At 61.9% G+C, this 25,774-nt stretch carries 28 protein-coding genes and 1 riboswitch; of the genes, 15 read left to right on the forward strand and 13 right to left on the reverse strand.

The genetic code is table 11. From position 1 onward, the window contains the following. The 6 genes from WA943_RS13200 to WA943_RS13225 all read left to right on the forward strand — a co-directional run. On the forward strand, nt 1-1,645 hold a 1,645-nt coding region (locus WA943_RS13200), incomplete at its 5' end, for a peptidoglycan-binding protein (RefSeq protein ID WP_424470347.1). 138 nt (nt 1,646-1,783) lie between these two features. Beyond that, a complete protein-coding gene (locus WA943_RS13205; protein WP_424470348.1) occupies nt 1,784-2,710 on the forward strand; it encodes a sulfite exporter TauE/SafE family protein in 927 nt (308 codons plus the stop codon). Then, nucleotides 2,707-3,507 (forward strand): TIGR02186 family protein, encoded by an 801-nt coding sequence (locus WA943_RS13210; protein ID WP_424470349.1) that lies wholly within the window; start codon nt 2,707-2,709, stop codon nt 3,505-3,507. The genes WA943_RS13205 and WA943_RS13210 overlap by 4 nt, the downstream gene beginning before the upstream one ends. Nucleotides 3,508-3,549: 42 nt before the next feature. Next, the gene (locus WA943_RS13215; RefSeq protein ID WP_424470350.1) at nt 3,550-3,972 is read left to right on the forward strand and encodes a PaaI family thioesterase; all 423 of its coding nucleotides are present in this window, start codon (nt 3,550-3,552) and stop codon (nt 3,970-3,972) included. After that, entirely contained in the window at nt 3,973-4,752 is a 780-nt protein-coding gene (locus tag WA943_RS13220; RefSeq protein WP_424470351.1) for a cytochrome c biogenesis CcdA family protein, read from the forward strand. A gap of 21 nt (nt 4,753-4,773) precedes the next feature. Continuing rightward, nucleotides 4,774-5,259 (forward strand): DUF3429 domain-containing protein, encoded by a 486-nt coding sequence (locus tag WA943_RS13225; protein WP_424470352.1) that lies wholly within the window; start codon nt 4,774-4,776, stop codon nt 5,257-5,259. Here the strand turns inward: WA943_RS13225 and pdeM are convergent. Both pdeM and WA943_RS13235 read right to left on the reverse strand, forming a co-directional pair. Beyond that, nucleotides 5,256-5,978: a ligase-associated DNA damage response endonuclease PdeM gene (pdeM, locus tag WA943_RS13230; protein ID WP_424470353.1), complete on the reverse strand. Its 723-nt coding sequence runs from the start codon at nt 5,976-5,978 to the stop codon at nt 5,256-5,258. The genes WA943_RS13225 and pdeM overlap by 4 nt on opposite strands. Continuing rightward, nucleotides 5,971-8,526, reverse strand: a complete 2,556-nt coding sequence (locus WA943_RS13235; protein WP_424470354.1) for a ligase-associated DNA damage response DEXH box helicase — start codon at nt 8,524-8,526, stop codon at nt 5,971-5,973. The genes pdeM and WA943_RS13235 overlap by 8 nt, the downstream gene beginning before the upstream one ends. A 72-nt stretch (nt 8,527-8,598) precedes the next feature. Between WA943_RS13235 and WA943_RS13240 the strand changes: the two genes are divergently transcribed. From WA943_RS13240 to WA943_RS13250, 3 genes are all read left to right on the forward strand, one after another. Further along, the gene (locus WA943_RS13240) at nt 8,599-9,477 is read left to right on the forward strand and encodes a mechanosensitive ion channel family protein (protein ID WP_424470355.1); all 879 of its coding nucleotides are present in this window, start codon (nt 8,599-8,601) and stop codon (nt 9,475-9,477) included. Between the two features lie 7 nt (nt 9,478-9,484). Further along, complete coding sequence (locus WA943_RS13245) at nt 9,485-9,748, forward strand: DUF6460 domain-containing protein (protein WP_424470356.1); 264 nt, start codon at nt 9,485-9,487, stop codon at nt 9,746-9,748. A gap of 101 nt (nt 9,749-9,849) precedes the next feature. Then, nucleotides 9,850-10,731 carry an SDR family oxidoreductase gene (locus WA943_RS13250; RefSeq protein ID WP_424470404.1) on the forward strand — a complete coding sequence of 294 codons (882 nt, stop codon included), beginning with the start codon at nt 9,850-9,852 and terminating at the stop codon, nt 10,729-10,731. Between the two features lie 23 nt (nt 10,732-10,754). On the opposite strand, the gene WA943_RS13255 is transcribed toward WA943_RS13250, so the two are convergent. From WA943_RS13255 to WA943_RS13280, 6 genes are all read right to left on the reverse strand, one after another. Then, on the reverse strand, nt 10,755-11,312 hold the full coding sequence (locus tag WA943_RS13255; RefSeq protein ID WP_424470357.1) for a DUF1131 family protein: 558 nt from the start codon (nt 11,310-11,312) through the stop codon (nt 10,755-10,757). A gap of 46 nt (nt 11,313-11,358) precedes the next feature. Then, nucleotides 11,359-12,336, reverse strand: a complete 978-nt coding sequence (locus WA943_RS13260) for an NADPH:quinone oxidoreductase family protein (protein ID WP_424470358.1) — start codon at nt 12,334-12,336, stop codon at nt 11,359-11,361. Nucleotides 12,337-12,396: 60 nt separating this feature from the next. Further along, on the reverse strand, nt 12,397-12,969 hold the full coding sequence (locus WA943_RS13265) for a TMEM165/GDT1 family protein (RefSeq protein WP_424470359.1): 573 nt from the start codon (nt 12,967-12,969) through the stop codon (nt 12,397-12,399). A gap of 11 nt (nt 12,970-12,980) precedes the next feature. After that, nucleotides 12,981-13,175, reverse strand: a riboswitch (yybP-ykoY riboswitch). 44 nt (nt 13,176-13,219) lie between these two features. Then, nucleotides 13,220-14,245 (reverse strand): alpha/beta hydrolase fold domain-containing protein, encoded by a 1,026-nt coding sequence (locus WA943_RS13270; RefSeq protein ID WP_424470360.1) that lies wholly within the window; start codon nt 14,243-14,245, stop codon nt 13,220-13,222. Between the two features lie 23 nt (nt 14,246-14,268). Further along, nucleotides 14,269-14,943, reverse strand: a complete 675-nt coding sequence (locus WA943_RS13275; RefSeq protein ID WP_424470361.1) for a TetR/AcrR family transcriptional regulator — start codon at nt 14,941-14,943, stop codon at nt 14,269-14,271. 180 nt (nt 14,944-15,123) lie between these two features. Next, nucleotides 15,124-15,609: a PAS domain-containing protein gene (locus tag WA943_RS13280; RefSeq protein WP_424470362.1), complete on the reverse strand. Its 486-nt coding sequence runs from the start codon at nt 15,607-15,609 to the stop codon at nt 15,124-15,126. 125 nt (nt 15,610-15,734) lie between these two features. Here WA943_RS13280 and WA943_RS13285 point away from each other — a divergent pair, with 125 nt between their 5' ends. Genes WA943_RS13285 through WA943_RS13300 form a run of 4 tightly spaced genes read left to right on the forward strand, consistent with a single transcriptional unit; the run spans nt 15,735 to nt 18,585 of the window. Then, nucleotides 15,735-16,235, forward strand: a complete 501-nt coding sequence (locus WA943_RS13285; RefSeq protein WP_424470363.1) for a PaaI family thioesterase — start codon at nt 15,735-15,737, stop codon at nt 16,233-16,235. Between the two features lie 2 nt (nt 16,236-16,237). Beyond that, on the forward strand, nt 16,238-16,684 hold the full coding sequence (locus WA943_RS13290; RefSeq protein ID WP_424470364.1) for a PaaI family thioesterase: 447 nt from the start codon (nt 16,238-16,240) through the stop codon (nt 16,682-16,684). Then, nucleotides 16,684-17,247, forward strand: coding sequence for a hypothetical protein (locus WA943_RS13295; protein ID WP_424470365.1), 564 nt, complete (start codon nt 16,684-16,686; stop codon nt 17,245-17,247). Before WA943_RS13290 ends, WA943_RS13295 begins: the two co-directional genes overlap by 1 nt. Further along, a complete protein-coding gene (locus tag WA943_RS13300) occupies nt 17,248-18,585 on the forward strand; it encodes an MATE family efflux transporter (protein ID WP_424470366.1) in 1,338 nt (445 codons plus the stop codon). It abuts the gene before it with no gap. Here WA943_RS13300 and arsC read toward each other — a convergent pair. From arsC to WA943_RS13315, 3 genes are read right to left on the reverse strand one after another with little or no spacing between them, the layout of a single operon-like run. Next, complete coding sequence (gene arsC / locus WA943_RS13305; protein WP_424470367.1) at nt 18,569-18,931, reverse strand: arsenate reductase (glutaredoxin); 363 nt, start codon at nt 18,929-18,931, stop codon at nt 18,569-18,571. The two genes, WA943_RS13300 and arsC, sit on opposite strands and share 17 nt — an antisense overlap. 23 nt (nt 18,932-18,954) lie before the next feature. Continuing rightward, complete coding sequence (locus WA943_RS13310; protein WP_424470368.1) at nt 18,955-20,004, reverse strand: quinone-dependent dihydroorotate dehydrogenase; 1,050 nt, start codon at nt 20,002-20,004, stop codon at nt 18,955-18,957. A gap of 5 nt (nt 20,005-20,009) precedes the next feature. Then, on the reverse strand, nt 20,010-20,354 hold the full coding sequence (locus WA943_RS13315) for a DUF952 domain-containing protein (RefSeq protein ID WP_424470369.1): 345 nt from the start codon (nt 20,352-20,354) through the stop codon (nt 20,010-20,012). Between the two features lie 125 nt (nt 20,355-20,479). Between WA943_RS13315 and WA943_RS13320 the strand changes: the two genes are divergently transcribed. Beyond that, a complete protein-coding gene (locus WA943_RS13320; protein ID WP_424470370.1) occupies nt 20,480-21,121 on the forward strand; it encodes a S24 family peptidase in 642 nt (213 codons plus the stop codon). Here the strand turns inward: WA943_RS13320 and WA943_RS13325 are convergent. Together WA943_RS13325 and WA943_RS13330 are read right to left on the reverse strand one after the other, a co-directional pair. Then, complete coding sequence (locus WA943_RS13325; protein ID WP_424470371.1) at nt 21,102-22,025, reverse strand: hypothetical protein; 924 nt, start codon at nt 22,023-22,025, stop codon at nt 21,102-21,104. The two genes, WA943_RS13320 and WA943_RS13325, sit on opposite strands and share 20 nt — an antisense overlap. A gap of 57 nt (nt 22,026-22,082) precedes the next feature. Next, on the reverse strand, nt 22,083-23,702 hold the full coding sequence (locus WA943_RS13330; protein ID WP_424470372.1) for a lysine--tRNA ligase: 1,620 nt from the start codon (nt 23,700-23,702) through the stop codon (nt 22,083-22,085). A gap of 157 nt (nt 23,703-23,859) precedes the next feature. Between WA943_RS13330 and WA943_RS13335 the strand changes: the two genes are divergently transcribed. Then, nucleotides 23,860-25,725, forward strand: coding sequence for a sensor histidine kinase (locus WA943_RS13335; protein WP_424470373.1), 1,866 nt, complete (start codon nt 23,860-23,862; stop codon nt 25,723-25,725). The last annotated feature ends 49 nt before the right edge of the window (nt 25,726-25,774 follow it).

Here is a 25,774-nt window from a genome sequence, read left to right on the forward strand (position 1 = left end):
GGTCTCGCCGGACCATACATTCACACCGGACTTCAAGCCCGACATGCCTCCGCCGCCGCCCTTCGTGCCGGAAGGCGAGGAAGAGCGTCGCGAGCCGACGCTCGGCATGCCGTCGCAAGAACCGCAGGAAGAGGCAGAACAGGATTTCGACAATCCGCTGCAGGAGCCTGCGCGCGCTGCCAATGACTTCATGGCCGCCGCCCGTCGCGCAGCTCAGGCCGCCGCCATGAACGGTCGCGGGCCGCAGCCCATGATGGGTCCGAACGGCTATATGGACACCACGGGACGCTTCACCGCCATCGAAACGGGCGATGGACGCCGCAAGAAAATCATCCTTGGCGCCATTGCCGTCGTGATGCTGATCGCTGTCGCCATCGGCGCGATGCGCCTTCTCGAACGCGAACCCGTCATTGTCGCCACGACGCCCCCGCCTGTTGTTGAGACCACCACGGAAGCAACAACCGGCGAAGCGCCGGGCGATATGGGCGCCAGCACCGAAATAGCCAAGCCGAGCGCCAGCGCGGTGACAGTGCCTGCTGCACCGACGCAAGCCAATCCGGAGGCCACGCCGGAGGATGTCGGAGCAAAGGCTGCTGCCGAAGCTCCGGCATCCACCTCGCCTCTCGTGCCCGCGACGAAACCTGCCGCACCGGCAAAGGCCCCCGCTCCCGTTATCCCCGCGCCGAAGAAGCAAGCCGCGCGCGAAAGCGTCGGCCCCGCGATCACGCCCGGCCCGACACTGACCCCCGCACCGGCCACCCCGGTTGCCAGCGCGCCGCTCGGCGACGTGCCGCCTTCCGAACGCGCGCTGCGCTCCGCCGCCATCTCCGGCAATGCGGCCGCGCAATATGAAGTCGGCCAGCGTTACGCCAATGGCGAGAACGTGCCGCAGGATCTCTCGCAATCCGCCTATTGGTACAATCAGGCTGCCGATCAGGGCCTTGCCATCGCGCAATACAGGCTCGCCACGCTTTACGAAAAAGGCCGCGGCGTTCCGCAGGACAATGAGAAGGCGCGGAGCTGGTACGAGAAAGCCGCCACGCAGGGCAACGTGAAGGCGATGCATAATCTCGCCGTCATCTATGCCGAAGGGCGCGGCACCCGGCAGGATTTCCTCACCGCCTCGCGCTGGTTCGACAGCGCGGCGGAATTCGGCCTCGGCGACAGCCAGTATAATCTGGCGATCCTTCAGGAGCGCGGGCTCGGCGTGAAGCAGGATCTGGCGTCGGCCTATAAGTGGCTTTCGATCGCAGCCAAGGGCGGCGACAAGGGCGCGGCGCAAAAGCGCGACGAACTGGCGGCAAAGCTCGACCCGACGACGCTTGCCCAGGCAAAGGTCGCCGCGGAAACCTGGGCGGCCAAGCGCCCCGACCCGGTCGCCAATGGCGATCTGTCCTCGATGGGCCACTGGGCGACGCCCGGCAGCGACGTCACCGGCAGCATCGGCTTCGATGGCGCACGCAGTGACCTCGGCAGGGCGCAGGCCATGCTCATCAAGCTCGGTTACGATCCGGGCTCTTCGGACGGGCTGATGGGCCCCCGCACGCGCGATGCGATCCTCGGCTATCAGCGTTCGGCTGGCCTCGATCAGACGGGCAGCGTCAATCCCGCCCTTCTCAAATCGCTCGAAATCGCGACGCGCTGACGCGCCTTCTTCTGCAAAAGCGGCTAAGCTCTGCAAATCGCGCTCTCGAATTTTCTTCCGCGGTCTTACACGCCGCTTCCGACATTCCCCGAGGACGCATGAACGGGCCGCTCAAGGCCGATGGAGTCCGGGCACGCCATGCAGATCTATCTGCCGATCGCCGAGTTGCCGGTCAATGCATTGGTGATCCTCGCCATGGGCGGCGCGGTCGGGTTTCTTTCAGGCATGTTCGGCGTCGGCGGCGGCTTTCTGATGACGCCGCTGCTCATATTTATCGGCATTCCTCCCGGTGTCGCGGTCGGCACGCAATCGATGCAGGTCGTCGCGTCATCGGTTACAGGCGCTCTTGGGCATTGGCGGCGCGCAGCCATTGATTTCAAGATGGGCGGCGTGACGCTGGCGGGCGGCGTCCTCGGGTCCATTGCGGGCATTTTCCTGTTTCGCGCGCTGACCAGCATCGGGCAGATCGACCTCACCATTTCCATTGTCTATGTGGTGTTCCTTTCGATCATCGGCGCCTTGATGATGATCGAAAGCGTGCGTGCCATGCTTGCGACGCGGCGCGGCACGCCCATTCCGGCAACGCGCGGCGGGCAGCATAGCTGGATGCACGGCCTGCCCTTCAAGATGCGCTTTCGCCGCTCGAAGCTTTACATCAGCGTCATTCCACCTGTTCTCATCGGCTTCTTCGTCGGCATGTTGTCGGCCATCATGGGCGTCGGCGGCGGCTTCATCATGATCCCGGCGATGATCTATCTCCTGCGCATGCCGACATCCGTCGTCATCGGCACATCGTTGTTTCAGATCGTCTTCGTGACGGGCCTTACCGGCGTCATGCATTCGGTTGAGAACCAGACCGTCGATGCGATGCTCGGACTTATTCTGGTCGTCGGCGGCGTCGTCGGCGCGCAATACGGCGTGCGCGCTTCCTCGCGGCTCAAGGGCGAGCATTTGCGCGCAATGCTTGCGGCTCTCGTGCTGTTGATGGGATTGCGCCTCGGCTGGGACCTCGTGACCACGCCACCCGATTTCTATTCCATCACCGACGCGATACCGCATTCATGAGCGCGCGATACCGCATAGGCGCCCTGCTGTTTCTCGCCGCGCTCATGTTCGGCGGCGCATCAGCTCACGCGGCGCAGCTTGTGACGGACCTGTCGGAACATCAGATCCGCATCCGCTCGAATTTCAACGGCACGCAAATCCTTCTCTTCGGGGCCATCGAGGTGAACACCGCCGATGAGCGCGATCTAGACCGCGACGTGGTCATTGTCGTCTCCGGGCCCGCACGCCCCGTCACAGTGAGGCGCAAGGCGCGCATTGCAGGCATCTGGGTCAATCACGACTCTCTGACCTTTCCCAAGGTGCCGGGCTATTACGCTGTCGCCAGCACAAGGCCGCTGGAAGTGACCGCGGGCGTCGAGGTACTGCAACGCGAACAGATCGGCATCGACAATGTGGATTTCGGTGCACCGCTCGCGCAGGCCATGGATGGCAGCGTCGAAATTCTCCCGCCTGATGAGGAAAAGAACTTCGTCAAAGCGCTGATCCGCAACAAGAAGCGGGAAAAGCTCTATATCAGCGATCCCGGCGGCATCGTTTTCCTCGGCCAGACGCTCTTTCGGGCCACGGTGGATATTCCGGCGAATGTGCCGGTGGGACTATATACCGCAACCGTTTTCCTGATGCGCAACGGAGAAGTGGTCGACGCGATTTCCTCGCCGCTCTATATCGACAAGAGCGGTCTTGAACGCTTCCTCTATCGCTTTGCGCATAACAGCGCGCTTCTCTACGGATTGCTCGTCATTCTGGGTGCGGCGCTTGCGGGCTGGATCGCCTCGGCGGTGCTGCGCGAACGCTAATTCCGCTATAGTCGCCGCCTGACCAACAGGGGGATATCGAACATGTCGCAAGAGCGCGTCGCGCGTCTCAACGAGTTTGCCAGACACAAGCATCCGGGGCTTGTCGGCATCGAACTCGAAATCTGCGAAGCCGAACTCGTCACGGGCAAGATGACGGTGACGGAGCCGGTTATCGCAGGCACGGGTTTCCTCTGGGCGCCGGTCGTCATCACGCTGGCCGACTGGCTTTGCGCAGCGGGCATGTCGCCCAATCTGCCCGAAGGCGCGAGCTTCACGACGGTGGAGCTGAAGACGAATTTTCTGGGCTCGGCGAAAGAAGGCGAAGTCATCTCCGGTCGCGCGGTTCCGGCCCATCGCGGCAAGAGCACACATGTCTGGGACGTCGAAGTGCGCAACGACACGACGAACCGCGTCATCGCACTTTTCCGTTGCACACAGATGATCCTTTATCCAAAGCAGGGCTAAATGGCGGCGTTCGATATTTCCTATGCAGCGGCGGCGGCGGGCGGATTGCTGAGCTTTCTGTCGCCCTGCGTATTGCCGCTCGTGCCCGCCTATCTCTGCTTCATCGCCGGCACTTCGTTTGAGGAACTGACGCGGGAAGATGCGCGCGGCGAAGTGCTCGGCTCCGAAGGGCTGACGCGGCGCGTCGCGCTCGGCGCGATCGGTTTCGTGCTCGGCTTCACCACCATCTTCGTCGCGCTCGGCGCCAGCGCATCGGCGATCAATCCGCTGATCCTTGCGCATAAGGAAATTCTCGGCCGCATCGCGGGCGTCATCATCATCATCTTCGGCCTGCACTATATGGGGTTGTTGCGCATCGGCTTTCTCAATCGCGAGGCGCGGTTTCAGCCGAACCATCTCGGCGATGTCACGCAGAACCTGTGGCTGCAATTTCTCAGCCCCTATGTGCTCGGCCTTGCCTTCGCCTTTGGCTGGACACCCTGCATCGGGCCCATTCTCGCAACGATCCTTGCCATCGCCGCATCGCAGGAAAGCCTGACCTCGGGCGTGGCGCTGCTTGCTACCTATTCGCTGGGCCTTGGCATCCCCTTCCTCGCCGCGGCCTTTGCCGTGCGCGGTTTCCTCGCCTTTGCGGTGCGCATTCGCCGTCATATGGGAAAAATCGAGAAGGCAGCCGGCGTGCTGCTTGCCGGAACGGGGCTTTTGATGGCGCTCGGCTCGTTTGAGAGGATTGCCATAACCCTGCTCAACGTGTTTCCCTTCCTCGCAAAGCTCGGCTAACGGGCGGCGAACGGGGGAATCATGAGCATCGAGGGACGTCTGGCGGAACCATCCGCAGCCGCCAAGCCGCATGCGTCGGCCGCGATGCAAATCCTCGGCTATGGCGCGCTTGTGCCGCTCGTTGCCATGGCGATGATTATTTTCTTCACCTATCCCGCGCCCGGCTCTGAGGGCGTGCTGCGGGCGGAGGTTGCTTACGGCGCGGCGCTGCTTTCATTCCTCGGCGGCATTCGCTGGGGCATTGCCGTGTCGGCGGGCGGGCAACAGCTTCTGTTTCGCCCGCTTGCCATTGCGACGCTCCCCATTCCCTTTGCCTGGATCGTGCTCTTCATGGATGTGCGCATGGCGATTGCGGCGCTGATGGTCGGATTTCTGCTTTTGCTGTTTGCCGAGCGTCTGGACGACGAAAGCCCGACGCCAGGCTGGTATCGCGCGCTGCAACTGCCGTTCACGATCATGGTGGAGCTTGGTCTGGGTGTATCGCTTGTGGCGACACTGATCGGCTAGTCGCCTTCAAGGCGATGAGCGGCAACCGGCACCACGCTTCGCGCGCCCATCATCCATGCATGAAAACCCGATGCGGGCAGCAGATTTTCATAAGCCTCATCCAGCACGTTGAGCCCGCCTGCATAGGCACCAAAAGCGGGCATGATCGCGCGGGTTCCATCTGACGCCACGCAACGTCGGCGCAAGCGGCGGCCACGCACGCGCACCGCCGCACATGGATGGAGATGTCCCGCAATTTCGCCGCTTGCGGGTGCCGGTTGCGGCTCATGGCGGAAAGTCAGCGGTCCGGTGCGAAGCTCGTGCATCACCGTTCCGCCGAAACGGCGCGGCGGCACGGGATCGTGGTTGCCTGTAATCCACACCCAATCCGTTTGCGCCGTCAGTGCGCCGAGAGCGGCTGCATCGGCTTCATCCATCCGGCTTTCAGCGTCGCGATCATGGAAACTGTCGCCAAGCGCTACGAGGCGCGCGGGCGCGAACCGCCTCATCAGGGCATCGAGACGGGCAAGCGTGGTTCTTGTGTCATAAGGCGGCAAGGCGATGCCGCGCGCGGCATAGGCCGAGCCTTTTTCAAGATGCAGGTCGGCGACCACGAGCATGCGCTCGGCTTCCCACCAGAGCGCGCCTTCGGCAAGCACGGTCAGCGCGGCGCCGCATACGCGCAATTCGCGCGATGCGCTGAGCTTTTCCTCGCTGCCTTGTGCCAGAGTGTCAAACAAGCCGCGTCGCCTCGTCGATCAATTCATCTGCCGCTTCGCTCAAGAGCGCTTCGTTCGCTTCGCCATGCACCGCTTCCTTGCCGATATCGAGAAGGACGGGCACAGCAAGCGGCGAGACGCGATCAAGCCTTTTCAGCACGATATGCGTTTTCACGCGCTTCAGCATATCGCCCACGCGGGCAACATCAAGAAGACCGGTCGCCGCGTCGGCATAGGTGGCGCGCAGCAAAATATGGTCCGGCTCGTGCTCGCGCAGCACGTTGTAAATAAGGTCGGAGGAAAACGTCACCTGACGCCCCGTCTTCTCCTGCCCCGGATAGCGGCGTTCGATCAGGCCGGAAATGATCGCGCAGTCGCGGAATGTGCGCTTCAGCAGGTTTGATTCCGCGAGCCACGCGTCGAGATCGTCGCCGAGCATGTCTTCGTTGAAAAGTTCGCCAAGCGGCAGCTCATTGCGTTCGGCCATCAATCCCATGTCGCGCAGGCCCCAGATCGCCAGCGCATATTCCGAGGCGATGAAGCCCATGGGCCGCGCGCCCGCACGGTCGAGGCGGCGCGTCAGCAACATCCCAAGCGTCTGATGCGCGAGGCGGCCTTCGAAGGGATAACAGACGAGATAAAATTTATCCCCGCGCGGGAATGTCTCGATCAGCAATTCGCCTTCGCGCGGCAACACAGAGCGCCATTCCTGCATGCGCAGCCATTCCGCCACCTGATCGGGCAGCGCCGCCCATTGTTCCCGATGCGCAAGCATGGCGCGCACGCGTTCCGCCAGATAGGTCGAGAGCGGGAACTTGCCGCCGTAATACGAGGGAACCATCGGCTCGCCGCCTTCGGCGCGACTGCAAAAGGCCTCGGTCTCGACGAGGCTTTCAAAGCGCAATATGTGTCCGGCGAAAATGAAAGTGTCGCCCGGCGTCAATTGATCGATGAAATATTCCTCGATCTCACCGAGCAATCGGCCGCCATAATTTCCGCGCGGGCGTGTGCCTTTTTTCACCAGCCTGATCTTCACCATCGCCGCCTCGACAATGGTGCCGACATTCATGCGATATTGCTGAATGACTTTCGGCGACGAAGGCCGCAGGCGCATGTCGCCGGTCATGGGAGAGTTGGGGCGCAGGCGCGCATAGCGATCATAGGTTTTGAGCGCATAGCCGCCCGTCGCGACGAAATCCACCGTACGGTCGAATTCTTCGCGCGCGAGATTGCGATAAGGTGCGGCCGCGCGGATCTCGTCATATAGCGCCGAAGGCATAAAGGGTTCGGAGCAGGCACGTCCAAGCACATGCTGGGCCAGCACATCGAGCGCGCCTTCGCGGCGGATGCGTCCGTCCTGCGCGCCTTCGATGGCCGCTTCGAGGGCGGCTTCACATTCAAGGACTTCAAAGCGATTGGCAGGCACAAGGAGTGCGCGCGACGGCTCATCGAGCCTGTGGTTCGCGCGACCGATGCGCTGGGCGAGGCGGCTCGCGCCTTTCGGTGCGCCGATGCAAATGACGAGATCGACCTCGCCCCAGTCGATGCCGAGATCGAGCGTCGAGGTGCAGACGACGGCGCGCAACGTGCCTGCGCCCATCGCGGCTTCCACCTTGCGCCGTTGCTCGACGCTGAGCGAACCATGATGCAGCGCGATGGCAAGCCCGTCTTCGTTGAGATGCCAGAGTTCCTGAAAGACGCGTTCGGCCTGACTGCGCGTGTTGACGAAGACAAGCGTCGTCTTGTTCGCCTTGATCGCGTCATAAACGGCGGGCATGGCGTGACGCGCCGAATGGCCGGACCAGGGAATGCGCGCGTCGTCTTCGTTGTCGCTTTCAGGGTTACGCGGCACGAGAATGCCGATCTCCGGCGTCGCGCCCGGCGGCGCAACCACGACATCGCTCAGAAGCTCGCCGCCCATGGGCTGCGGCATCAGATAGCGGCGCAGTTCATCGGGTTCGGCAACGGTCGCCGAAAGGCCGACGCGGCGCAGCGACGGGGCGAGTGTTGCCAGACGCGCAAGACCCAATGACAGAAGATCGCCGCGTTTTGAATTCGCCAGCGCATGCAATTCGTCAAGGATGACACATTGCAGATTGCCAAAGAAAATATCCGCATCCGCATAGGAGAGAAGCAGCGCCAGTTGTTCCGGCGTCGTCATCAAAATGTCGGGCGGTTCGCGGCGCTGTCGCTGGCGGCGGTTAGACGGCGTATCGCCCGTCCGCGTCTCGATGGCGATGGGCAGACCCATCTCGGCAATCGGCGTTTCAAGGTTGCGCTTCACATCAACGGCCAGCGCCTTCAGGGGCGAGATATAAAGTGTGTGGAGGCCACGTTTGCGCGCCGGGTTCTCGCTCAGCTCGACAAGACTCGGCAGGAAGCCAGCAAGCGTCTTACCCGCTCCCGTCGGCGCAATCAGCAGCACCGAGCGCCCGGCGCGGGCAAGGTCGAGAAGTGCAAGCTGATGGGCGCGCGGCTCCCACCCCCGGCGCGTGAACCAGCGCTCGAACTGCGCGGGCAGGCGCCCGGCAGGCAAGGCGGTCGGCGCTTTTCGAGGCAGCCTTTTCATGTGCGAACTATAAACCGTTCCCCGCGCCTGCAATCCATGGGAAACTTGACCCCGCCCTGCCAGAGTTGAATTTTGACCGGAGTATTGTTCGTGCCGACCGCAAACATTACGCGTGACTTCATTGTCGATATGAACACCCTTTGGCCGCTTCTCATCGAGAACGGGCTTGGCCTCGCCTCCGCCCTGATCATTCTGGTTCTGGGCCTCTGGTTCTCCGGCAAGGCCCGGAAATGGACGATCGGCGCATTGCGGCGCATGCCGCATGTCGATGCGACGCTGCAGGGCTTCTTCGGCAGCCTCGTGCGTTACATCATCATCATATTCACCGTTCTGGCGGTGCTGGCGAAATTCGGCGTGCAGACGGCAAGCCTCGTGGCGTTGCTTGGCGCTGCAGGTCTCGCGGTCGGCCTCGCGCTGCAAGGCACGCTCTCCAATGTCGCGGCGGGCGTGATGCTGCTGATCTTCCGGCCTTTCCGCGCCGGGCAGGCGGTCGAGGTCGGCGGCATTGCAGGCACGGTGAAGGAGCTCACGCTCTTCACGACGGAACTCACGACTGCGGACAATATTCAGATCATCGTGCCGAACAGCGCCGTCTGGGGGCAGCCTGTACGCAATATGAGCCATCACCCGACGCGGCGGCTGGAGCTGCTTTTCCGCGTGAGCTATGGAACCGATCTCGGCCGCGCGCTTGCCGATCTCCAGAGCGTCGTTGACGGCGACACACGCATTCTGAAAACGCCAGCGCCGGTCATCGCCGTCGCGGCCTTCAGCGACATTTCGGTCGATCTTCTGGTCCGCATCTGGGCTGCGACCAGCGATCTGGAGGCTGTAAAATTCTCGGTGCTGCGGACCGTCAAGGATCGCTTCCAAGCCAGCGGTATCGATATTCCAACCCTGCCGCATATGGGGCAGGATGGCCTGCGGACACCTCGCGCACAAACTGATCGGTAGACGAAGCATGCAGAAGATTTTTGGCGGCCCTATTCTTCCTACGCTTATGAAGCTCGCCGTCGCCTCGGTTGTCGTCGGCATATTGCTGGCCTTCTTCGGCATTCAGCCAATCGACCTCTGGCGCGATTTTCTGGATACGGTCGCGCGCATCTGGCACATGGGCTTCGATGCCATAGACTGGTCGGTCCGCTACATCCTGCTCGGCGCGGTTGTCGTCGTGCCGATCTGGCTTTTTGTGCGGCTCTGGACCTTCCTGATCGAGCGGAAGTGAGCTGACGCAGCGTTCCGCTAGGTCCATCTTGCCTCGCGTGCAAATGCGTTTGCGCCTGCTATCCTCTCGCAAAACAATTTATGGAGGATGATATGTCGACCATGTTTCGCGACGGACTTCTGAAGGGCAAACGCATTCTGGTGACGGGCGGCGGCACGGGCCTCGGCAGGGAAATGGCTGAGGACTATCTGCGGCTCGGTGCGGAAGTCTATATTTGCGGACGCCGCAAGAATGTTCTCGACGACACCGCCAAGGAGCTGATGGACAAGCATGGCGGCTCGGTCAAAACGCATAGCGTCGATATTCGCGTCGCCGCCGCCGTCGACGACATGATCGGCGAAATCTGGGCCGATGGCGGGCCGCTGACCGGCCTCGTCAACAATGCGGCGGGCAATTTCATCAGCCCGACGAAAGACCTCTCGCCCAAGGGCTTCGATGCCATTGCGGGCATCGTCTTTCACGGCTCCTTCTATGTGACGCATGCCTGCGGCAAGCGCTGGATCGAAGGCGGGAACAAGGGCAGCGTGATCTCGATCCTGACGACCTGGGTGTGGAACGGCGGTCCCTTCACCGTGCCGTCCGCCATGTCGAAGGCCGGTATCAACATCATGACGAAATCGCTCTCCGCCGAATGGGGTCAATACGGCATTCGCCTCAATGCAATCGCCCCCGGCCCCTTCCCGACCAAGGGCGCGTGGGAACGGCTGAGCCCCGGCCAGTCAACCGACGGCGACACCTCGCGCGAGGGCATTCCGATGGGGCGCGTCGGCGAAATGGACGAGCTGAAAAACCTCGCCACATTCCTGATGGCCGATGGCTGCGACTATCTCACCGGCCAGTGCATCGCCATTGACGGCGCGGGCTTCAATGCAGGCGGCGGCAATTTCTCGCGCCTGTCGAAGCTGTCGGAAGAAGAGTGGGACGGAATGCGCGAAATGATCCGTTCGGCAAACGACAAGGACAAGGCGCAGCGCAGCGTCTGACGAGAACTGGAGCGGGTCCGTGCCTAGTGCGCGGACTCGCGACCATCCCAAAGCATCGACGTCACACGCCAGGTCTTCAGCGTCTCGACGGGCGGCACTTCCCCTTCCGCCGCGGGCGTCGCGCCCTGCAATTCATAGATGACATGCGTGGAACCGGGCTGCGGGCAATAGAGACGACCTGTCTTCTCGCCTGCTCCCGACATGCATTCGCTCAGGTTTCCATCCGGTATCGCCTCGGAAAATGACGAACCGATATGGACGCCCTTGTCGTCCTTGACGCTTTCGTCAATGACCAGAATGCTTTCGACGTTCTTTCGGTCCATGGACGGATAGATTTCGAAGAGCGGCTTGCTGCCGCTCGAAACCCGTATGACATGCTCGCCCGGCTGGAGCGCGGAGGAAACCGCCGCTTCCACCTCGAGTTTCGGCAAGAGCTTCTTGATCGTGGCGACGTCGAACTCGGCCTTGATCGTGATCGGACCGACGCTTGTCTGGCCGACCACCAGCTCGGACGGCTTTGAACAGGCAAACAGGGCAAGCGCAAGAGTAGCCATCAGGCCGATTTTCGCGAGCGACTTCATTCGTGTTTTCCTTTGTTGCCCGCGCATTATTATCCGGCTACTGCGACTAATCCATCGTTATGACGACCTTCCCGATCGCCTGTCTGTTTTGCAGCATGCGCATCGCCTCAACCGCGTGATCGAGCGGAAAGGTCGCACAGACATAGGGGTCGATCTTGCCTTCGGCAGCGAGACGATCGATCGCCTCGATGTTCGCCCTGCCCGCCTCCGGGTCGCGGCGGCCATATTCACCGGCACGCACACCGACCACGGAAAAACCCTTGATGAGAGGCATGTTGACCGAAACGCTCGGAATGCGCCCGCTCGTGAAACCGATAATGAGAAGGCGACCGTTCCAGGCGATGCAGCGGACGCTTTCGTCGAAGACGTCGCCGCCGACCGGATCGTAAATGACATCGGCGCCCTTGCCGCCCGTCAGTTCCTTCACCTCTTCACGGAAGCCGCGCGTCACGTTGATGACATGATCGGCGCCGCGCGCCTTCACGACCTTCAGCTTCTCATCCGATGCCGATGTCGCAATGACCTTCGCACCCCAGAGCTTGCCGATATCGACCGCCGCCATGCCGACGCCGCCGGTGCTGCCATGCACGAGAAGCGTTTCGCCCGCTTTCAGATTGCCGCGGATGATGAGCGCGACATAAGCGGTGAGGTAGGCTGCCGGATAGGCGGCGGCCTTGATGAAGTCCATGCCCTTCGGCATGGGGCGACAGTTCTCGGCCGCGATATTCACTTCCTCGGCAAAGCCGCCGATGCGCAGACCTGCCACGACCTCATCGCCCGCCTTCAGCTTCGTCACGCCCTCGCCGACTTGCGAAACAATGCCCGCCCCTTCCATGCCGGGCGCGAAGGGAAGCTCCGGCTTGAACTGATATTTGCCCTGCACCATCAGAATGTCAGGAAAGTTGATCGAGCAAGCCTTCAGCCGCAGACACACTTCGCCTGCGCGCGGCGGCGGCAGCGTCACCTCATCCATTCGCAGGACAGATATGTCTTCCGACAATTCGTGCACGCGCATGCTGCGCATCGGCGTCTCCCCATTTTCAATTTTGTTTGAAAGAAGCATAGGGCGATCGGGCTTCCACGCCTAGACGATGCCCAATGCTTCGAGGATGGCGACGCAGCCCAGCGCGACGAAGATCGCCGCCGCCGTGCCGCGCACGAGTTGCATGGGAAGCGCCTTTGCTGCCGCCTCGCCCAGAAATACCGCAGGCACATTCGCGATCATCATGCCGATGGTCGTGCCGCCTGCGACGGCAAGGAGATCGTGAAAACGGGCGGCAAGGCCGATCGTTGCGAGTTGCGTCTTGTCGCCCATTTCAGCGAGGAAGAAGGCGATGGTCGTCGTGATGAAAGGTCCGAAGCGCGAGCCTGTGCCGTCCGACACATCGTCCACCTTGTCGGGGATCAGCATCCAGACGCCTGCCGCGAGGAAAGAAACGCCAAGCACCCAGTTCAAAATCTGCGGCGTCAGCCAGCTTGCGACCAGAATGCCGAGTTCGGCGGCAAGCGCGTGATTGACGATGGTAGCGACGAAAATGCCCGCGATGATCGGCAAGGGCTTTCGGAAGCGCGCGGCGAAGACCAGAGCCAGCAGTTGCGTCTTGTCGCCGATTTCGGCGACGGCGACCGCCGACATAGAAATAAGGAAGGCTTCCATGAATATTCCTCGGGGCCGGGCGCGCTCAAAACCAATGACTCGACAGCGCACCGCCCGGCCGGGAGGCGCGCATCAAGCCAAAGGTCTCGTCAATCGGCGCGGAATATTCCCGCAGCCCCTGCACGCGCCATGACCCGCAAGCGGATCAAGTATGTTGACGCGCACCCCTCTCAGTCTCACGACGGAGGGCGACTACTCCCCTAAGGACGCAACGGAGATAGCACAGGGTGTCGCGTTCCGGCAAGACCGGTCAGCCGCGGAGCGCGCTGTGCAGATCGCGGGCGATTTCCTCGCAGGCACGCTTGGCCGCGGGAACCGCACCCGTCATGGCCGTGAAGGCATGGGCGAGATTGTCGTAGCAACGGTAAGTCACCTTCACGCCCGCCTCTTTCAGCCGGTCGGCATAGGCGATGCCCTGATCGCGCAATACGTCGAAGCCGGAGGTTATGACGATAGCCTGCGGCTGGCCTTCGAGATCGGTCGCTTTCAGGGGCGACGCGCGCAGGTCGGCCGCGTCGGCGGGCGCGCGGAGATATTGCGCGATGAACCACTCCATGATGTCGCGCGTCAACGGATAGACGTTCTCGCAGCTCGTCCATGAGCCGCCCTGCCATTCCATATCGGTGACGGGATAGATGAGAAGCTGCGTCACGGGTGTTTCCTCACCCGCGCGCATCGTCTCCTGCGCGACGATGGCGGAGAGATATCCTCCCGCTGAATCGCCGCCGACGCCGATACGGCGCGTCATGCCGAGCGCGGTGTTGTTGGCGCAGGCATAGCGAAAGGCTGCCAGCGCATCGTCGGCGGCAGCGGGGAACTTGTGTTCGGGCGCGAGGCGATAGGCGACCGACATCACGACGCAATCGGCGATATGCGACAGCATCGAGCAGAAGGTATCGCATGTGTCGAGATCGCCGATCACGCAACCGCCGAAATGAAAGAAGACGAGGCCGGGCAAGGGGCCCGTCGCGTTTTTCGGCGTGTAGAGGCGCGCATCGAGCGGGCCTTCGGCACCGGGTATGGTGATGTCCTTGACGGTGACATGCGAATGCCGCTTGCCGTCAAGCAGGGCAAGGCCCTGCGCGGTCGCCGCGCGGCCCGCCACGGGATCGAGCGTCGTGATCGAAGGCGCCTTTGCGCCTTGTGCGGCAAGGAACTGCATGCGCGCATCAAGCACGCGTCCATCGATCTGCAGCGGCGCACCGCCTGTCATGGCAAGGAGCGCGCCGTCTGGCAATTTGAGCAAAGTGCGGACGATAAGCTTCTGGACGTTCACGCGCGGCCTCGAGGTTGGACTATTTATTTTCGTGATGGAGGTTTCAGCGGCAAGGCTTCAAAGCCTTTCAGCACCAGCGTCGTCGCGAAGTCGGCGGCGATCTTGGGTTCCACTTCGGTGCGAAGGATCATGCGATCGCCGATCTCCATGGCAATGCCGACGACGGCGGCCATCAGATATTCGCTATCGACGGGTGGAAGATTGCCGTCGCGAATATCTTCCTCGATATATTCGCGTATCTCTTCCAGACCGGCGAGAATTTCCGGCGTATCCATGCGCACGCGAAACCAGGTCTGGTTGCCGCGGATCATCTGAAATGTGTGCCGGTCCGTCGCCAGATAATCGAAATAGGTGCGATAGGCGTTGCGGATGAATTCTTCGAAGTTGCGCGAGCGTATGCGGTCGGCCTTGAGGCGCGGACGGATGCGGCGCATGCCGTCATCCATGATCGCCTCGAAGACCTCTTCCTTGCTCTTGAAGTAATTATAGAAGGTGCCGGAAGCGAGGCCGGTCTTGCGGATGATGTCGCGCACAGTCGTCGCGCCATAGCCGAGTTCGGCAAAGACCTCACGCGCCGCGTTCAGTATCGCTTCCCGGTTGTTGAGCTTCGTCTGCTCACGCTTGCCCATCGGTTTGCCCGACGACAAGAAAGCTCCGGCCTCTTTCACAAGCGGCTGCTTCTCCTTGACCTCGTTCATACGCGTTCCACGTTCCGGCATGAGCTGCCGCACTTCCAAACCACTGCAAGTCCCCTGTTTCCCCGAGGCCACTTGCGCCCCATGGCTCTAATCTAGACGAAGCCGGAGAAAGGTCAATTTGACGCAGGGTCCCTGCGGCCAAAACCGACACCGAATCAATAGGTTGAGCACATCCGGCGTTTAACGGGGCACGTCAGCCGGGCCGAAATGCACACCCATGATGGCCATATCGACCGTATGGCCGTCGGCGGCGAGCGGCAAAATCAGCGCATGAAACGCCAAGTAGTCTCTTTCGATCCAGTATAGCCGTCCTTCGAATGCGAGCGGTTTGCGGCTGGACAACAGGCGCTCCAGAATCTGCTCGGCGGCCTCGATGGCCGGTGCGGTGAAAAATTCGCGCATGCGGCGGCCTGTACGATCATGACCAATCATCTCGACGAGATGCGTGCCCGACAGGCGATAGTAATAATCGAGCGGGTCGCGCAAAATATCGACCATTGCGACATGCGGCATCAGACGCGGAATTTCGATCGGGTCGATGTCCTTGCGCGACGGAAGAACGCCCTCGCTTCCTTTTCCCTGCCAATAGTTCAGAAGTTGCTGGAGCTTGGTGTCGAGGTTGGAAAAATCCTCCACGGGCGTAAATTCCGTGACGGTATCCAGCATATGGCCTTCCTTCTGAACGCAACTAAATGGGGTTCGCAAATTCCGGTCCCCGGCAGTAGATTGGCCTCATCCAGCCCGTTCGGGCTTGCCCCCGTCAATCAAAATATGAAAAGCCGCGATAGAGAATGGCCAGCGAGTTCAAACTTACCCCCCAAGCCATCCAGAACATGAAAGACGTGCTGATCCAGCACGTGCCGCATGCCCGCGCGCTCGGCCTGACTATCGTCGATGCCAAGCCCGGTCATTCGTGGCTGTCGGTTCCCTATGACGAGAAGTTCATCGGCAATGTGGAAACAGGCGTCATCCATGGCGGCGTCATCACGACGATGCTCGACAATGCCTGCGGCACCGCCGTGCAGCTCGCATTGCCCGAGCGCATGTCGATTGCCACGCTGGATTTGCGGATCGACTATATGAAGCCGGCGACGCCCGGCCTTGCCCTTATGGGTCATGCGCATTGCTACAAGGTCACGCGCAATATCGCCTTTGTGCGCGGCACGGCCTATCACACGGATGAAGCGGACCCGATTGCAACCTGCGTCGGTACCTTCATGCTCGCAGCAAATCGCGCGACGCCGATGGATTACATATCGGCGGCAGTCAAGCAGCCGAAGAGCGAGGGCTGACCATGAGCGAGACAAAAGCAGACGCCACGCCCCGCCAGGACCTGAACAAGTTCATTTCCGCGATCCCCTATGCGCGCTTTCTGAATATCAACGTCGATCAGAAAGGCAATGAAATCACGACCGTGATGACCTTCGAGCACAAGCTCATCGGCAATCCGGTATTGCCTGCGCTGCATGGCGGCGCCATCGGCGCGTTCCTCGAAATGACGGCGATCATCCAACTCGCTTTCGAGACGGGCATCACCGCCGTGCCGAAGCCCATCGGCATCACCATCGACTATCTGCGTTCGGGCAAGCCGCTCGACACATATGGCCGTGCGCGCATCACCAAGCAGGGGCGTCGCGTCGCCACCGTGCTGGTCGAAGCCTGGCAGGAAGATCGCACGAAGCCCATCGCGACCGCGCATGGGCACTTCCTCCTCAAGGCGGCGGACGAAGCGGGCGGCTGATGGACAGGCCGGAGATCGCACCGCCTGCCGGTTATCCGCATCTCAAATATGCACAGATCGAGCGCGAGCGGCGCTGGCTCTGCACGCAAATGCCGGAGGAGGCGATCTCCGCCCCGGAGATATTCGAGATCGTCGATTACTATCTGCCGGACAGCGCGTTGCGATTGCGTTCAGCCGCGCCGCTTCATGGCGGTGTGGACAATTTGCGCCTGTCGAAGAAGACGCAGCTTGCCGATCCGCGCCATCGGCTCATCACGACGATCTATCTCAGCGAAAGCGAATATGCGCAGATGCGCGTGCTCGGCGGGTTGGTGCTCAAGAAACATCGACACAGCTTCAGCCTTGCAGGCCGCCGCATTTCAGTCGACCGTTTCGACGCGCCGCTTGCCGGGCTGGTTCTTGCCGAAGTCGAATTCGATGACGATGAAACCATGAGCGCCTATCCAAGCCCGCCCTTCGCGATCCGGGAGGTAACGCACGACGCGCATTTCACCGGCTTCGCATTGGCGCAGCTTGCAGCGGCAGGCGCGCCGGACCTCGCCGCCCTGACCGGCGACCGCTGAATGGAGACGGCGGCCAAGCCCGTCACCCACCGCTCGGTGCTGCGACTTGCCGGGCCGATTGTACTTTCCAATATTTCGACGCCGCTGCTCGGCCTAGCCGACATGGTCGTCATCGGGCGCATTCCCAATCCGGCGGCGCTCGGCGCCATTGCAATCGGCGCAACGATTTTCAATTTCGTTTATTGGGGCTTCGGCTTTTTGCGCATGGGGACCACGGGCCTCACCGCTCAGGCGCTGGGCGCGCGCGACGCGGAAGAAGTGAGCGCCAATCTCGCCCGCGCGCTGCTCGTCGCATTCGCCATCGGGTTCAGCCTCATTCTTCTGCAATGGCCGATTGCATTCGCAGCTTTCGCGCTTCTAAAGGGCAGCGCGCAGGTGCAGGCCATGGCGCATGATTTCTTTTCGATCCGCATATGGAGCGCGCCTTTCACGCTGGCGAATTTCGCGCTGCTCGGCTGGTTCATCGGCCGCCAAAAAGCAAAGACCGCGCTGGTGGTGCAGGTCTTCATGAACGGCCTCAACATCGTGCTCAACGTCACTTTCGTCGCAGGCTTTGGCTGGGCGGTGAAAGGCGTCGCGGCAGGCACGCTTATCGCGGAAATCGCCGCCGCCGGTCTTGGCGGGGCGCTCGCCTGGCGCGACCTCAAAGGCATCGGCTGGACTGGTCGCTGGACGCGCGCGCAGCTTCTCGATCCCGTGCGGCTTGGCCGCATGATCGCCGTCAATCGCGACATCATGCTGCGCACCTTCTGCCTCATCTTTGCCTTTTCGTTTTTCACCGCACAGGGCGCGAGAGCGGGCGATGTGACGCTTGCGGCCAATGCCGTGCTCGGCCAGTTCATCGCCCTGTCGGCATTTCTGCTCGACGCGTTCTGCTCGGCAACGGAAGCTCTGGTCGGCGAGGCTGTCGGCGCGCGCAGCAAGAGAACGCTGGAGCGGGCGGTGTTTCTTTCGTCGCTATGGGCTGGCGTGACGGCGCTCGCATTATCGGCATTCGTATATTTTGCCGGGCCGCTGCTTATCGACGCGTTGACGACCGCGCCAGACGTGCGGGCGGCAGCACGGATCTATCTTCCCTGGGCGGCGCTCGTTCCATCCATTGCCGTCTGGTGCTTCCTGCTCGACGGCATTTTCATCGGCGCGACGCGCACCGGCGAGATGCGCAACGCCATGGCGGCGGCGCTGACGATCTTCCTCGTCTCGTGGTGGTTTCTTGCACCCGCATATGGAAATAACGGGCTCTGGGCAGCGCTTGCCATTTTCTATGTCGCGAGAGCGGCGACGCTACTGCCCTTTTATGGTTCGGTGCGGCGCGCCGCGCTCAGCCCATATCATTGAAGAGATCGAGCACGTTTTCCGGTGGGCGGCCCAGCGCTGCGCGTTTGCCGAAGAGAACGACCGGGCGCTCGATCAGGATTGGATTATCCACCATCGCCTGCACGAGCTTGTCGTCGGTGAGGCTTTCAGCGTCGAGGCCGAGTTCCTTGTAGATTGCTTCCTTCTTGCGCATCAGCTCGCGCGGGCGCATGTGCAATTCCTTCAGCACCGTTTTCAACTGAGCGGCGCTTGGCGGCGTCTTCAGATATTCGACGATTTCAGGCTGAAGCCCATGCTGCTCCAGAAGCGACAGCGTGGCGCGCGATGTGCTGCAACGAGGATTATGCCAGATCGTGACGTCGGACATGTCTTCTACTCCGGTTGATGGCCTTACCAGTTCTTCGCATCGACACCGACGGCATCGGCGACGTGCGAAAATCCGTCGCGGGCCAAGGCTGCGGCGAGATCGCATTTAACGCTGGCAACAAGTGCGGGGCCTTCATAGGTCAGCGCCGAGTAAAGCTGAACGAGCGAGGCGCCGCTACGAATTTTCGCATAAGCATCCGCGCCGCTCGCAATGCCGCCGACGCCGACGATCGGGATTTGTCCCTTTGTCAGGCGGTAGATGTCGCGCAGCACTTCCGTCGACAGCGCAAAAAGCGGCTTGCCGGACAGTCCGCCGGTTTCATGGGCATGCGGACCCGAAACGAAACCTTCGCGCCGGATCGTCGTATTCGAGACGATGAGCCCGTCGAGATGCATATCGAGCGCAACGGCGGCGATATCGGCAAGTTCAGGCGCAGTGAGATCGGGCGCGATCTTCAGGAGGATCGGCACATTTCCCTTGCGCGCCTTCAGCACGCGCGACACCAGCGCCTCAAGCTCGGCGCGATTTTGCAGCGCGCGCAGGCCCGGCGTATTGGGCGAGGAAATATTGACGGTGAAATAGCTCGCGAGGCCTTCGAATGCGGCAATTCCTGTTTCGTAATCGGCAATGCGATCGGCAGCGTCCTTGTTCGCACCGATATTGACGCCGACTATTCCGCCGCGCGCGCGCCGCGCTTCAAGGCGGCGCTTCAGCGCATCATGGCCCTCATTGTTGAAGCCGAGACGATTGATGACAGCGCGTTCCGCCTCAAGGCGGAAGATGCGCGGGCGCGAATTGCCCGCTTGCGGGAGCGGCGTCACGGTGCCGACTTCAGCAAAGCCCATGCCCATGGCGAGCATGGCGTCCGGCACTTCGCCGTTCTTGTCGAAGCCCGCCGCGATGCCGACAGGGTTCGGGAAATGCAGCCCGAAGAGATCGACGCCGAGCGATGCCGGATCGGCACCGTGTTGGCGCGGACCGAGGCCGCTCTTCAGCGCAATGATCGTCAGGCGATGCGCGCGTTCGGGATCGACAAATCGCAGCGCCGGGCGGGCAAGCGGGAAGAGGTTCATGAAGCTCACTCGGTCAAATCGGGAAAACGATGCTCGCCGCTGGCGCAAAGCGGCAGGGGATCGACACGGCGCACCGCGCTCATCGGCAGCGGCGCATAAAGATGCGGGAAAAGAGCGCCGCCACGCGACGGCTCCCATTTGAGATCGAGGACGGATGCATCGACCGCCACGAGCAGCAGATCGAGCGCGCCGGCAAAATGCCTGGCCGCCGTTTCATGCGCCTGTTCGGCGGTCGAAAAATGGATGAAGCCGTCTTTCAGATCGACCGCCGAGCCATCAAAGCGCCCCGCCGCCTCCGCCGCGCGCCACTCGCCCTCGCTCACGATCTTGTAGATGGTCCGCGCCGTCATTTTTCCCTCGCTCGATGCGCGCGCAATGTAGCGGCGGGGGTATGCGGGGACAAGAACGGCCTATGGCGAGGCGATATTTATGGGTTATCATTCCTAGGAATATCAACCTAGAGATGGAGCCTGCCATGCCCCCTTCTCTCTCGCATCCCCGCCTCTGGACGGCGATCGACAAGATTGCGCAGCGTCACGGGCTTTCGGTTTCGGGGCTGGCAAAGGCGGCGGGGCTCGATCCGACCGCATTCAACAAATCGAAACGCGTGACGGCGGAAGGGCGGCCGCGCTGGCCGAGCACGGAGAGCCTGGCGCGCGTGCTCGACGCGACGGGGGCAAGCCTCGATGAGTTCGTCATGCTGGTCGAGGGCGAGGGCGGCGCGGCGCGGCCCCGGCGCGTCCCGCTGATCGGTCTCGCACAAGCCGGTGGCGGCGGCTATTTCGACGATGCGGGATTTCCCGTCGGCGGCGGCTGGGACGAGGTTTCGCTGCCGGATGTGAAAGACGAGAACGCCTATGCGCTGGAAGTTTCCGGCGACAGCATGGCTCCCGTTTATCGCCATGGCGACGTCATCGTCGTCTCTCCCGCCGCTTCCATTCGCAAGGGCGACCGAGTGGTCGTGAAAACGATCACGGGCGAGGTCATGGCAAAGGTGCTGGCGCGGCGCAGCGAAAAACGCATCGAGCTGCATTCGCTCAATCCCGCCTTCGATATGCGCGTGCTGAAGCCGGAAGACGTTCTCTGGATGGCGCGGATTATCTGGGCGAGCCAATAGCGCCGGGATGCACGTTGCCGGGGCGAGGCGCGTTTTGCGGCAACGTGACGTTTTCGAATTGACCAAGCTGCTCATGCAGGATCGCCCTTAGTGCCGCGTCGTCACGCGTGTCGAGCACCAGCTTCAGGCGCTGCGCACGGCGGCGAGCGAGCCTGCCCAGTTCATCTTGCGGTTCGGCATTCAAGGCCGTTGCCAATGCGCGCTTGGCCTCGATGCGGTGCAGCGGGCCGCCAAGCGCGATCAATTGCAGCGCATATTGATAGGCGATAGCGACATTGTCGGGTTCCAGCGACAGCGCGCGGGCATAGGCGGCAAGGCCCTGATCGAGCGACGCGCCATAGATCGTTTCGCCGATCATCCCGCCATCGCGGACGATTTCGAGATTCCAGCCGCCGAGAAGCGCATGCGCCCAGGCGCTGTTCGGATCGAGCGCGAGCGCCCTGTCGATATGCGCGCGTGCTTCGGCGGCATAGCCCGCGAAATGCGCGGCGAGGCTTCCATCCATGCGGCCGATGAAACCAAGCGCAAGCGCCAGACACAAATGGCCCTCAAGGTTCTGCGGATCGAGCGCAATGGCGGCGCGAGCATCCGCTTCGGCGCGAAGGAGTATGGCGCGGCGCTCGGGCGGCGGTGCGATGAAGTCGCCTTCCACAATCGCGGCCCGGGCGGCAAAAGCCAGCCCCTCGGCGGTTGCAACCGGCCTTGCGAGCGCAGCAGCCTCGGCAAACGCGCCGCGCGCAAAGGCGAGACGCGCGGGGCCGAGATCCTGCGCCGACGCCCTTGCCGGAAAGATCGAGGCAAGCGCGAATACGACAAGGCAAATGCTCGCTAGGCGAAACCGCGCAATCCACATGGCCTTATGATCGGGCACGAAGTTATGCGCCGCAAGGCCAAGCGCCGCCATAAAGGCGCAAGGCCGCTCACATCTGCGTGCGAACGGCCTGCTCTATGGAGAATTGCCTCAGGCTTTCGAAAGATCCTCGCCCGCCAGCGCGCGGCGGATGAGTTTCGCGGTTTCCTTCATGCCATAAAGCGCGATGAAGGAGCCGAAACGCGGCCCTTGCGCCTCGCCCAGCAGCACCTCGTAAAGCGCACGGAACCAGTCGCGCAGGTTCTCGAAACCATGCGCCTTGCCGATTTCATAGACGAGGTTCTGCAGCTCTTCAGCCGTGTCCTGACCGTCAAGAACTTCGAGGCGCGAGGCGAGATCGGCAAGCGCGGTGCGTTCCATCTCGCTCGGCGCGCGATAGGTTTTTGCGGGCTTCACGAAATCGTGGAAGTAATTCACCGCATAGCCGACGAGCTGGTCAAGCTTGGGCAGGTTCTCCGGCGTCGCATCGGGCGCATAACGGCGGATGAAGCCCCAGAGCACGGACTTGTCCTCGGCCTGACAGGCGCTGGCAAGATTGAGCAGCAGCGCAAAGCTGATCGGCAGGTCTTCGGCGGGCGGCTGTCCGCGATGGATGTGCCAGGCCGCGTTGCCGAGGCGCTCCTTCGTTTCCTGCTTGCCGAAATTCGTCAGCGAAGCGAGATACTCATCGACGTTTTTCGGGATCACATCGAAATAGAGCCGCTTGCCAGTGCGCGGCGCCTGATACATGAAATATTGCAGGCTTTCCGGGCTCGCATAACGCAGCCAGTCTTCAATCGAAAGGCCGTTGCCCTTCGACTTCGAAATCTTCTTGCCCTCCTGATCGAGGAAAAGCTCGTAGTTGAAACCTTCCGGCGGATTGACGCCGAGCACGCGGCAGATGCGCGAGGCGAGCTTGACGCTGTCGATCAGATCCTTGCCGGCCATTTCGTAATCGACCTTGAGAGCCGCCCAGCGCATCGCCCAGTCAGCCTTCCATTGCAGTTTGCAATGGCCGCTGGTGACAGGCACCTCGACAATCTCCCCGGTTTCCGGTTCGGCATAGGTGACCGTGCCCTTCTCGACATTGCGCTCGATGAGCGGCACGAGAAGCACATGGCCGGTGCGGGGGCTGACGGGCAGGATCGGGCTATAGGTCTGCTGGCGCTCTTCGCGCAGGCTCGGCAACATGATCGCCATGATCTCATCGAACTTCGCCAGAACCTTGAGAAGCATCGCGTCGAAGCGACCCTCTTTATAATACTGGGTCGAGGAGGCGAACTCGTATTCAAAGCCGTAGCTGTCGAGGAACGAGCGCAGGCGGGCATTATTATGTTCGCCGAAGCTCGGATATTCGCCGAATGGATCAGGCACCTTGGTCAGCGGCATATTGATGTAGTTCGCCAGCATCTCCTGGTTCGGCACGTTGGTCGGCACCTTGCGCAAACCGTCCATGTCGTCCGAGAAGCAAAGAAGGCGCGTCTTCACGCCCGGCATCAGCGTTTCGAAGGCGCGACGCACCATGGTCGTGCGCGCCACTTCCCCGAAGGTGCCGATATGCGGCAGGCCGGACGGGCCGTAGCCCGTTTCAAACAGGACGGTACGGTCTGGATTGCCCTCTTTCTCCAGCCGCTCGACAAGTTTCCGCGCTTCCTCGAAAGGCCAGGCTTTGCTCACCCGGGCAATCTCAAGGAAGGCGGATTCGTGCGTGTTCTGGGCTTCCGACGACATAACGACCTGCGAAAAATAGCTTAATGATTTGTAAAGTGACGGGACCCTAAGCTTCGGGTCCCGTACAGTCAACGCGACACGATCTGCTCCCGACAGGTCCGATAAAACCTTTCAGATGCAGCAGCGCCGTCAGCAAATAGTAGCCGAATTGCGTTTTATGTCCGAGACGGAACTGCCCCCCGCAAAGGTCATGGATTCAGACGCCGCATTCGCAGCGGCGGCGGGACGCATCCACCGCAAACCCGATCTTGAGACACGCATTGCCGCTGAAGAGGTGCGCCTGCTCCTCGATCTGGGCGGCAGCAGCCGCTACACGATTTTCGGCGCCATTCTCATTGTCGGCCTGACCTTCTATCCGACGGCCCCCGTCTGGACGACCGGCATTGTCGTCGCGATACAGGCGATTGCCCAAATCATCTTTGACCGGGTCCGCACCGGCTTCAGGGCGGATCCCGATGCATGCGAGCGTGCCTTGACCTGGGCGCAGCGCTACGCGGTTGCCACCTTCATCAGCGGCATGACCTGGGGCATTGGCGGGCTCTTGTGGCTGCCGGGCTCGTCCTTCGCGCATCACATTTTTTTCGCTCTCGTCCTGTCCGTCCTGAGCATGGCAACCGCCATCTCGCGCGCCACCTATCCGCCTGCGGTCATCGTCTATGTCAGCGCCGCCTGCGCGCCGACGCTGCTTATGTTGCTGTATTTTCCCGAACTGCTCTCGGTTGCGACAGTCGCCCTCGGGCTCCTGTTCCTGTTCGCCCTGTTCGGCTGGACGCGACAGATGCACAAGTCCTATCGCGAAGCCATTCGGCTGCGCTTTGAAAACGCCGATCTTGTCGAGCGCATGGCGCGGGCACATGCGGCGACCGAACAAAAACGCGCCGACGCCGAAGAAGCGAAAATCCGCGCCAGAGCTGCAAACCGCGCCAAGAGCGAGTTTCTCGATATTCTCGGCCATGAGGTTCGCACGCCGCTCGAGACGCTGTCGCATATGGCCGTGCAGCTTCATGATGAGCCGTTGACCGAGACGCAGCACAATCTTGCTCAGGCCATGAGCGCGTCGAGCGAAATGCTGCGGCGTCTGTTCGACGACATGATCGACTTCTCGCAGATGGAAGCGGGCACTCTGGAACTGAAGCCGCGCAGCTTCGATCCGGCAGAGCTTGTGAAGAGCGTCGTGCGGCTGATGCGTCCGCGGGCGAAAGAGCGCGGTCTGTCGCTGGAACTCGATCTGGTGCCCAGCACACCGCCGACCATGATCGCCGATCCCGACCGGCTGCGGCAGGTGCTGGTCAACCTCGTCTCCAACGCTATCAAGTTTACGGAATCGGGCGGCGTTATCCTGCGTGTGCAGTCTGCCGCGGTTGACGCGCAAACCGAGGGTTTGCGCTTCTCTGTGATCGATACGGGCGTCGGGCTGACAGAAAGCGCCAAAACGCGGCTTTTTGAAAGCTTCACGCAGGGTGATGAACACAGCGAGCAGGAACGGCCGGGCGGCATGGGACTTGGCCTTGCCGTCTGCGATCGACTGACCCGGATCATGGGTGGCCAGATCCAGGTCGATAGCGCCGCCGGGCAAGGCAGCACCTTCTGGTTTCGCTTGCCGCGCGAAGCGGGAGCAATTGCCGCGCCGCAATCCGCGCAGAAGACGCCACGACTATCCCCGATGCAGCCCGACCGGCTCGTCGATCACGACTATCTCTATGAACTGGAACGCGAACTTGGTGTCGAACGCACGACGGAGCGCATGGTCGCGTCGCTGATACGCGTCGTCGAATTGCTGCGCGAAATCGATCGCGCAAAGGCAGCGCGAGACGTCCTCGCCCTGCACAACAACGCCGAGCGGCTGCAACGAGAGGCCCGGGAGGTCGGTCTTGTCGCCGTGGCGAATGTGGCTCAAGAGATCGCGGACGCCGTCAAATCCGGCCGCGCGGAAACGGCGATGCATGATGTTGCGCGGTTGCAGCCGAAGATTTCGGCAAGCTGGAGCGTGCTCGCCAAATCCTTCCCGAATATCAGCCTCTAATTTTCTGCCTATAGCTGCCCCACCGCAGGCCCGAGGGCAGCTATACTGA

Origin of the sequence: Parvibaculum sp., assembly GCF_049651025.1 — a bacterium.
In the GTDB taxonomy this organism is placed as follows: domain Bacteria; phylum Pseudomonadota; class Alphaproteobacteria; order Parvibaculales; family Parvibaculaceae; genus Parvibaculum.

Coding starts and splice junctions, on each gene's coding strand:
- WA943_RS13285 (WP_424470363.1), top strand. CDS start 15,735: ATGGCCAGCGAGTTCAAACTTACCCCCCAAGCCATCCAGAACATGAAA.
- WA943_RS13295 (WP_424470365.1), top strand. CDS start 16,684: ATGGACAGGCCGGAGATCGCACCGCCTGCCGGTTATCCGCATCTCAAA.
- WA943_RS13325 (WP_424470371.1), bottom strand. CDS start 22,025: ATGGCGGCGCTTGGCCTTGCGGCGCATAACTTCGTGCCCGATCATAAG.
- WA943_RS13225 (WP_424470352.1), top strand. CDS start 4,774: ATGAGCATCGAGGGACGTCTGGCGGAACCATCCGCAGCCGCCAAGCCG.
- WA943_RS13335 (WP_424470373.1), top strand. CDS start 23,860: ATGTCCGAGACGGAACTGCCCCCCGCAAAGGTCATGGATTCAGACGCC.
- WA943_RS13280 (WP_424470362.1), bottom strand. CDS start 15,609: ATGCTGGATACCGTCACGGAATTTACGCCCGTGGAGGATTTTTCCAAC.
- WA943_RS13315 (WP_424470369.1), bottom strand. CDS start 20,354: ATGACGGCGCGGACCATCTACAAGATCGTGAGCGAGGGCGAGTGGCGC.
- WA943_RS13220 (WP_424470351.1), top strand. CDS start 3,973: ATGGCGGCGTTCGATATTTCCTATGCAGCGGCGGCGGCGGGCGGATTG.
- WA943_RS13330 (WP_424470372.1), bottom strand. CDS start 23,702: ATGTCGTCGGAAGCCCAGAACACGCACGAATCCGCCTTCCTTGAGATT.
- WA943_RS13235 (WP_424470354.1), bottom strand. CDS start 8,526: ATGAAAAGGCTGCCTCGAAAAGCGCCGACCGCCTTGCCTGCCGGGCGC.
- WA943_RS13320 (WP_424470370.1), top strand. CDS start 20,480: ATGCCCCCTTCTCTCTCGCATCCCCGCCTCTGGACGGCGATCGACAAG.
- WA943_RS13205 (WP_424470348.1), top strand. CDS start 1,784: ATGCAGATCTATCTGCCGATCGCCGAGTTGCCGGTCAATGCATTGGTG.
- WA943_RS13300 (WP_424470366.1), top strand. CDS start 17,248: ATGGAGACGGCGGCCAAGCCCGTCACCCACCGCTCGGTGCTGCGACTT.
- arsC (WP_424470367.1), bottom strand. CDS start 18,931: ATGTCCGACGTCACGATCTGGCATAATCCTCGTTGCAGCACATCGCGC.
- WA943_RS13215 (WP_424470350.1), top strand. CDS start 3,550: ATGTCGCAAGAGCGCGTCGCGCGTCTCAACGAGTTTGCCAGACACAAG.
- WA943_RS13250 (WP_424470404.1), top strand. CDS start 9,850: ATGTTTCGCGACGGACTTCTGAAGGGCAAACGCATTCTGGTGACGGGC.
- WA943_RS13245 (WP_424470356.1), top strand. CDS start 9,485: ATGCAGAAGATTTTTGGCGGCCCTATTCTTCCTACGCTTATGAAGCTC.
- WA943_RS13255 (WP_424470357.1), bottom strand. CDS start 11,312: ATGAAGTCGCTCGCGAAAATCGGCCTGATGGCTACTCTTGCGCTTGCC.
- WA943_RS13260 (WP_424470358.1), bottom strand. CDS start 12,336: ATGCGCAGCATGCGCGTGCACGAATTGTCGGAAGACATATCTGTCCTG.
- WA943_RS13310 (WP_424470368.1), bottom strand. CDS start 20,004: ATGAACCTCTTCCCGCTTGCCCGCCCGGCGCTGCGATTTGTCGATCCC.
- WA943_RS13275 (WP_424470361.1), bottom strand. CDS start 14,943: ATGAACGAGGTCAAGGAGAAGCAGCCGCTTGTGAAAGAGGCCGGAGCT.
- WA943_RS13265 (WP_424470359.1), bottom strand. CDS start 12,969: ATGGAAGCCTTCCTTATTTCTATGTCGGCGGTCGCCGTCGCCGAAATC.
- WA943_RS13290 (WP_424470364.1), top strand. CDS start 16,238: ATGAGCGAGACAAAAGCAGACGCCACGCCCCGCCAGGACCTGAACAAG.
- WA943_RS13210 (WP_424470349.1), top strand. CDS start 2,707: ATGAGCGCGCGATACCGCATAGGCGCCCTGCTGTTTCTCGCCGCGCTC.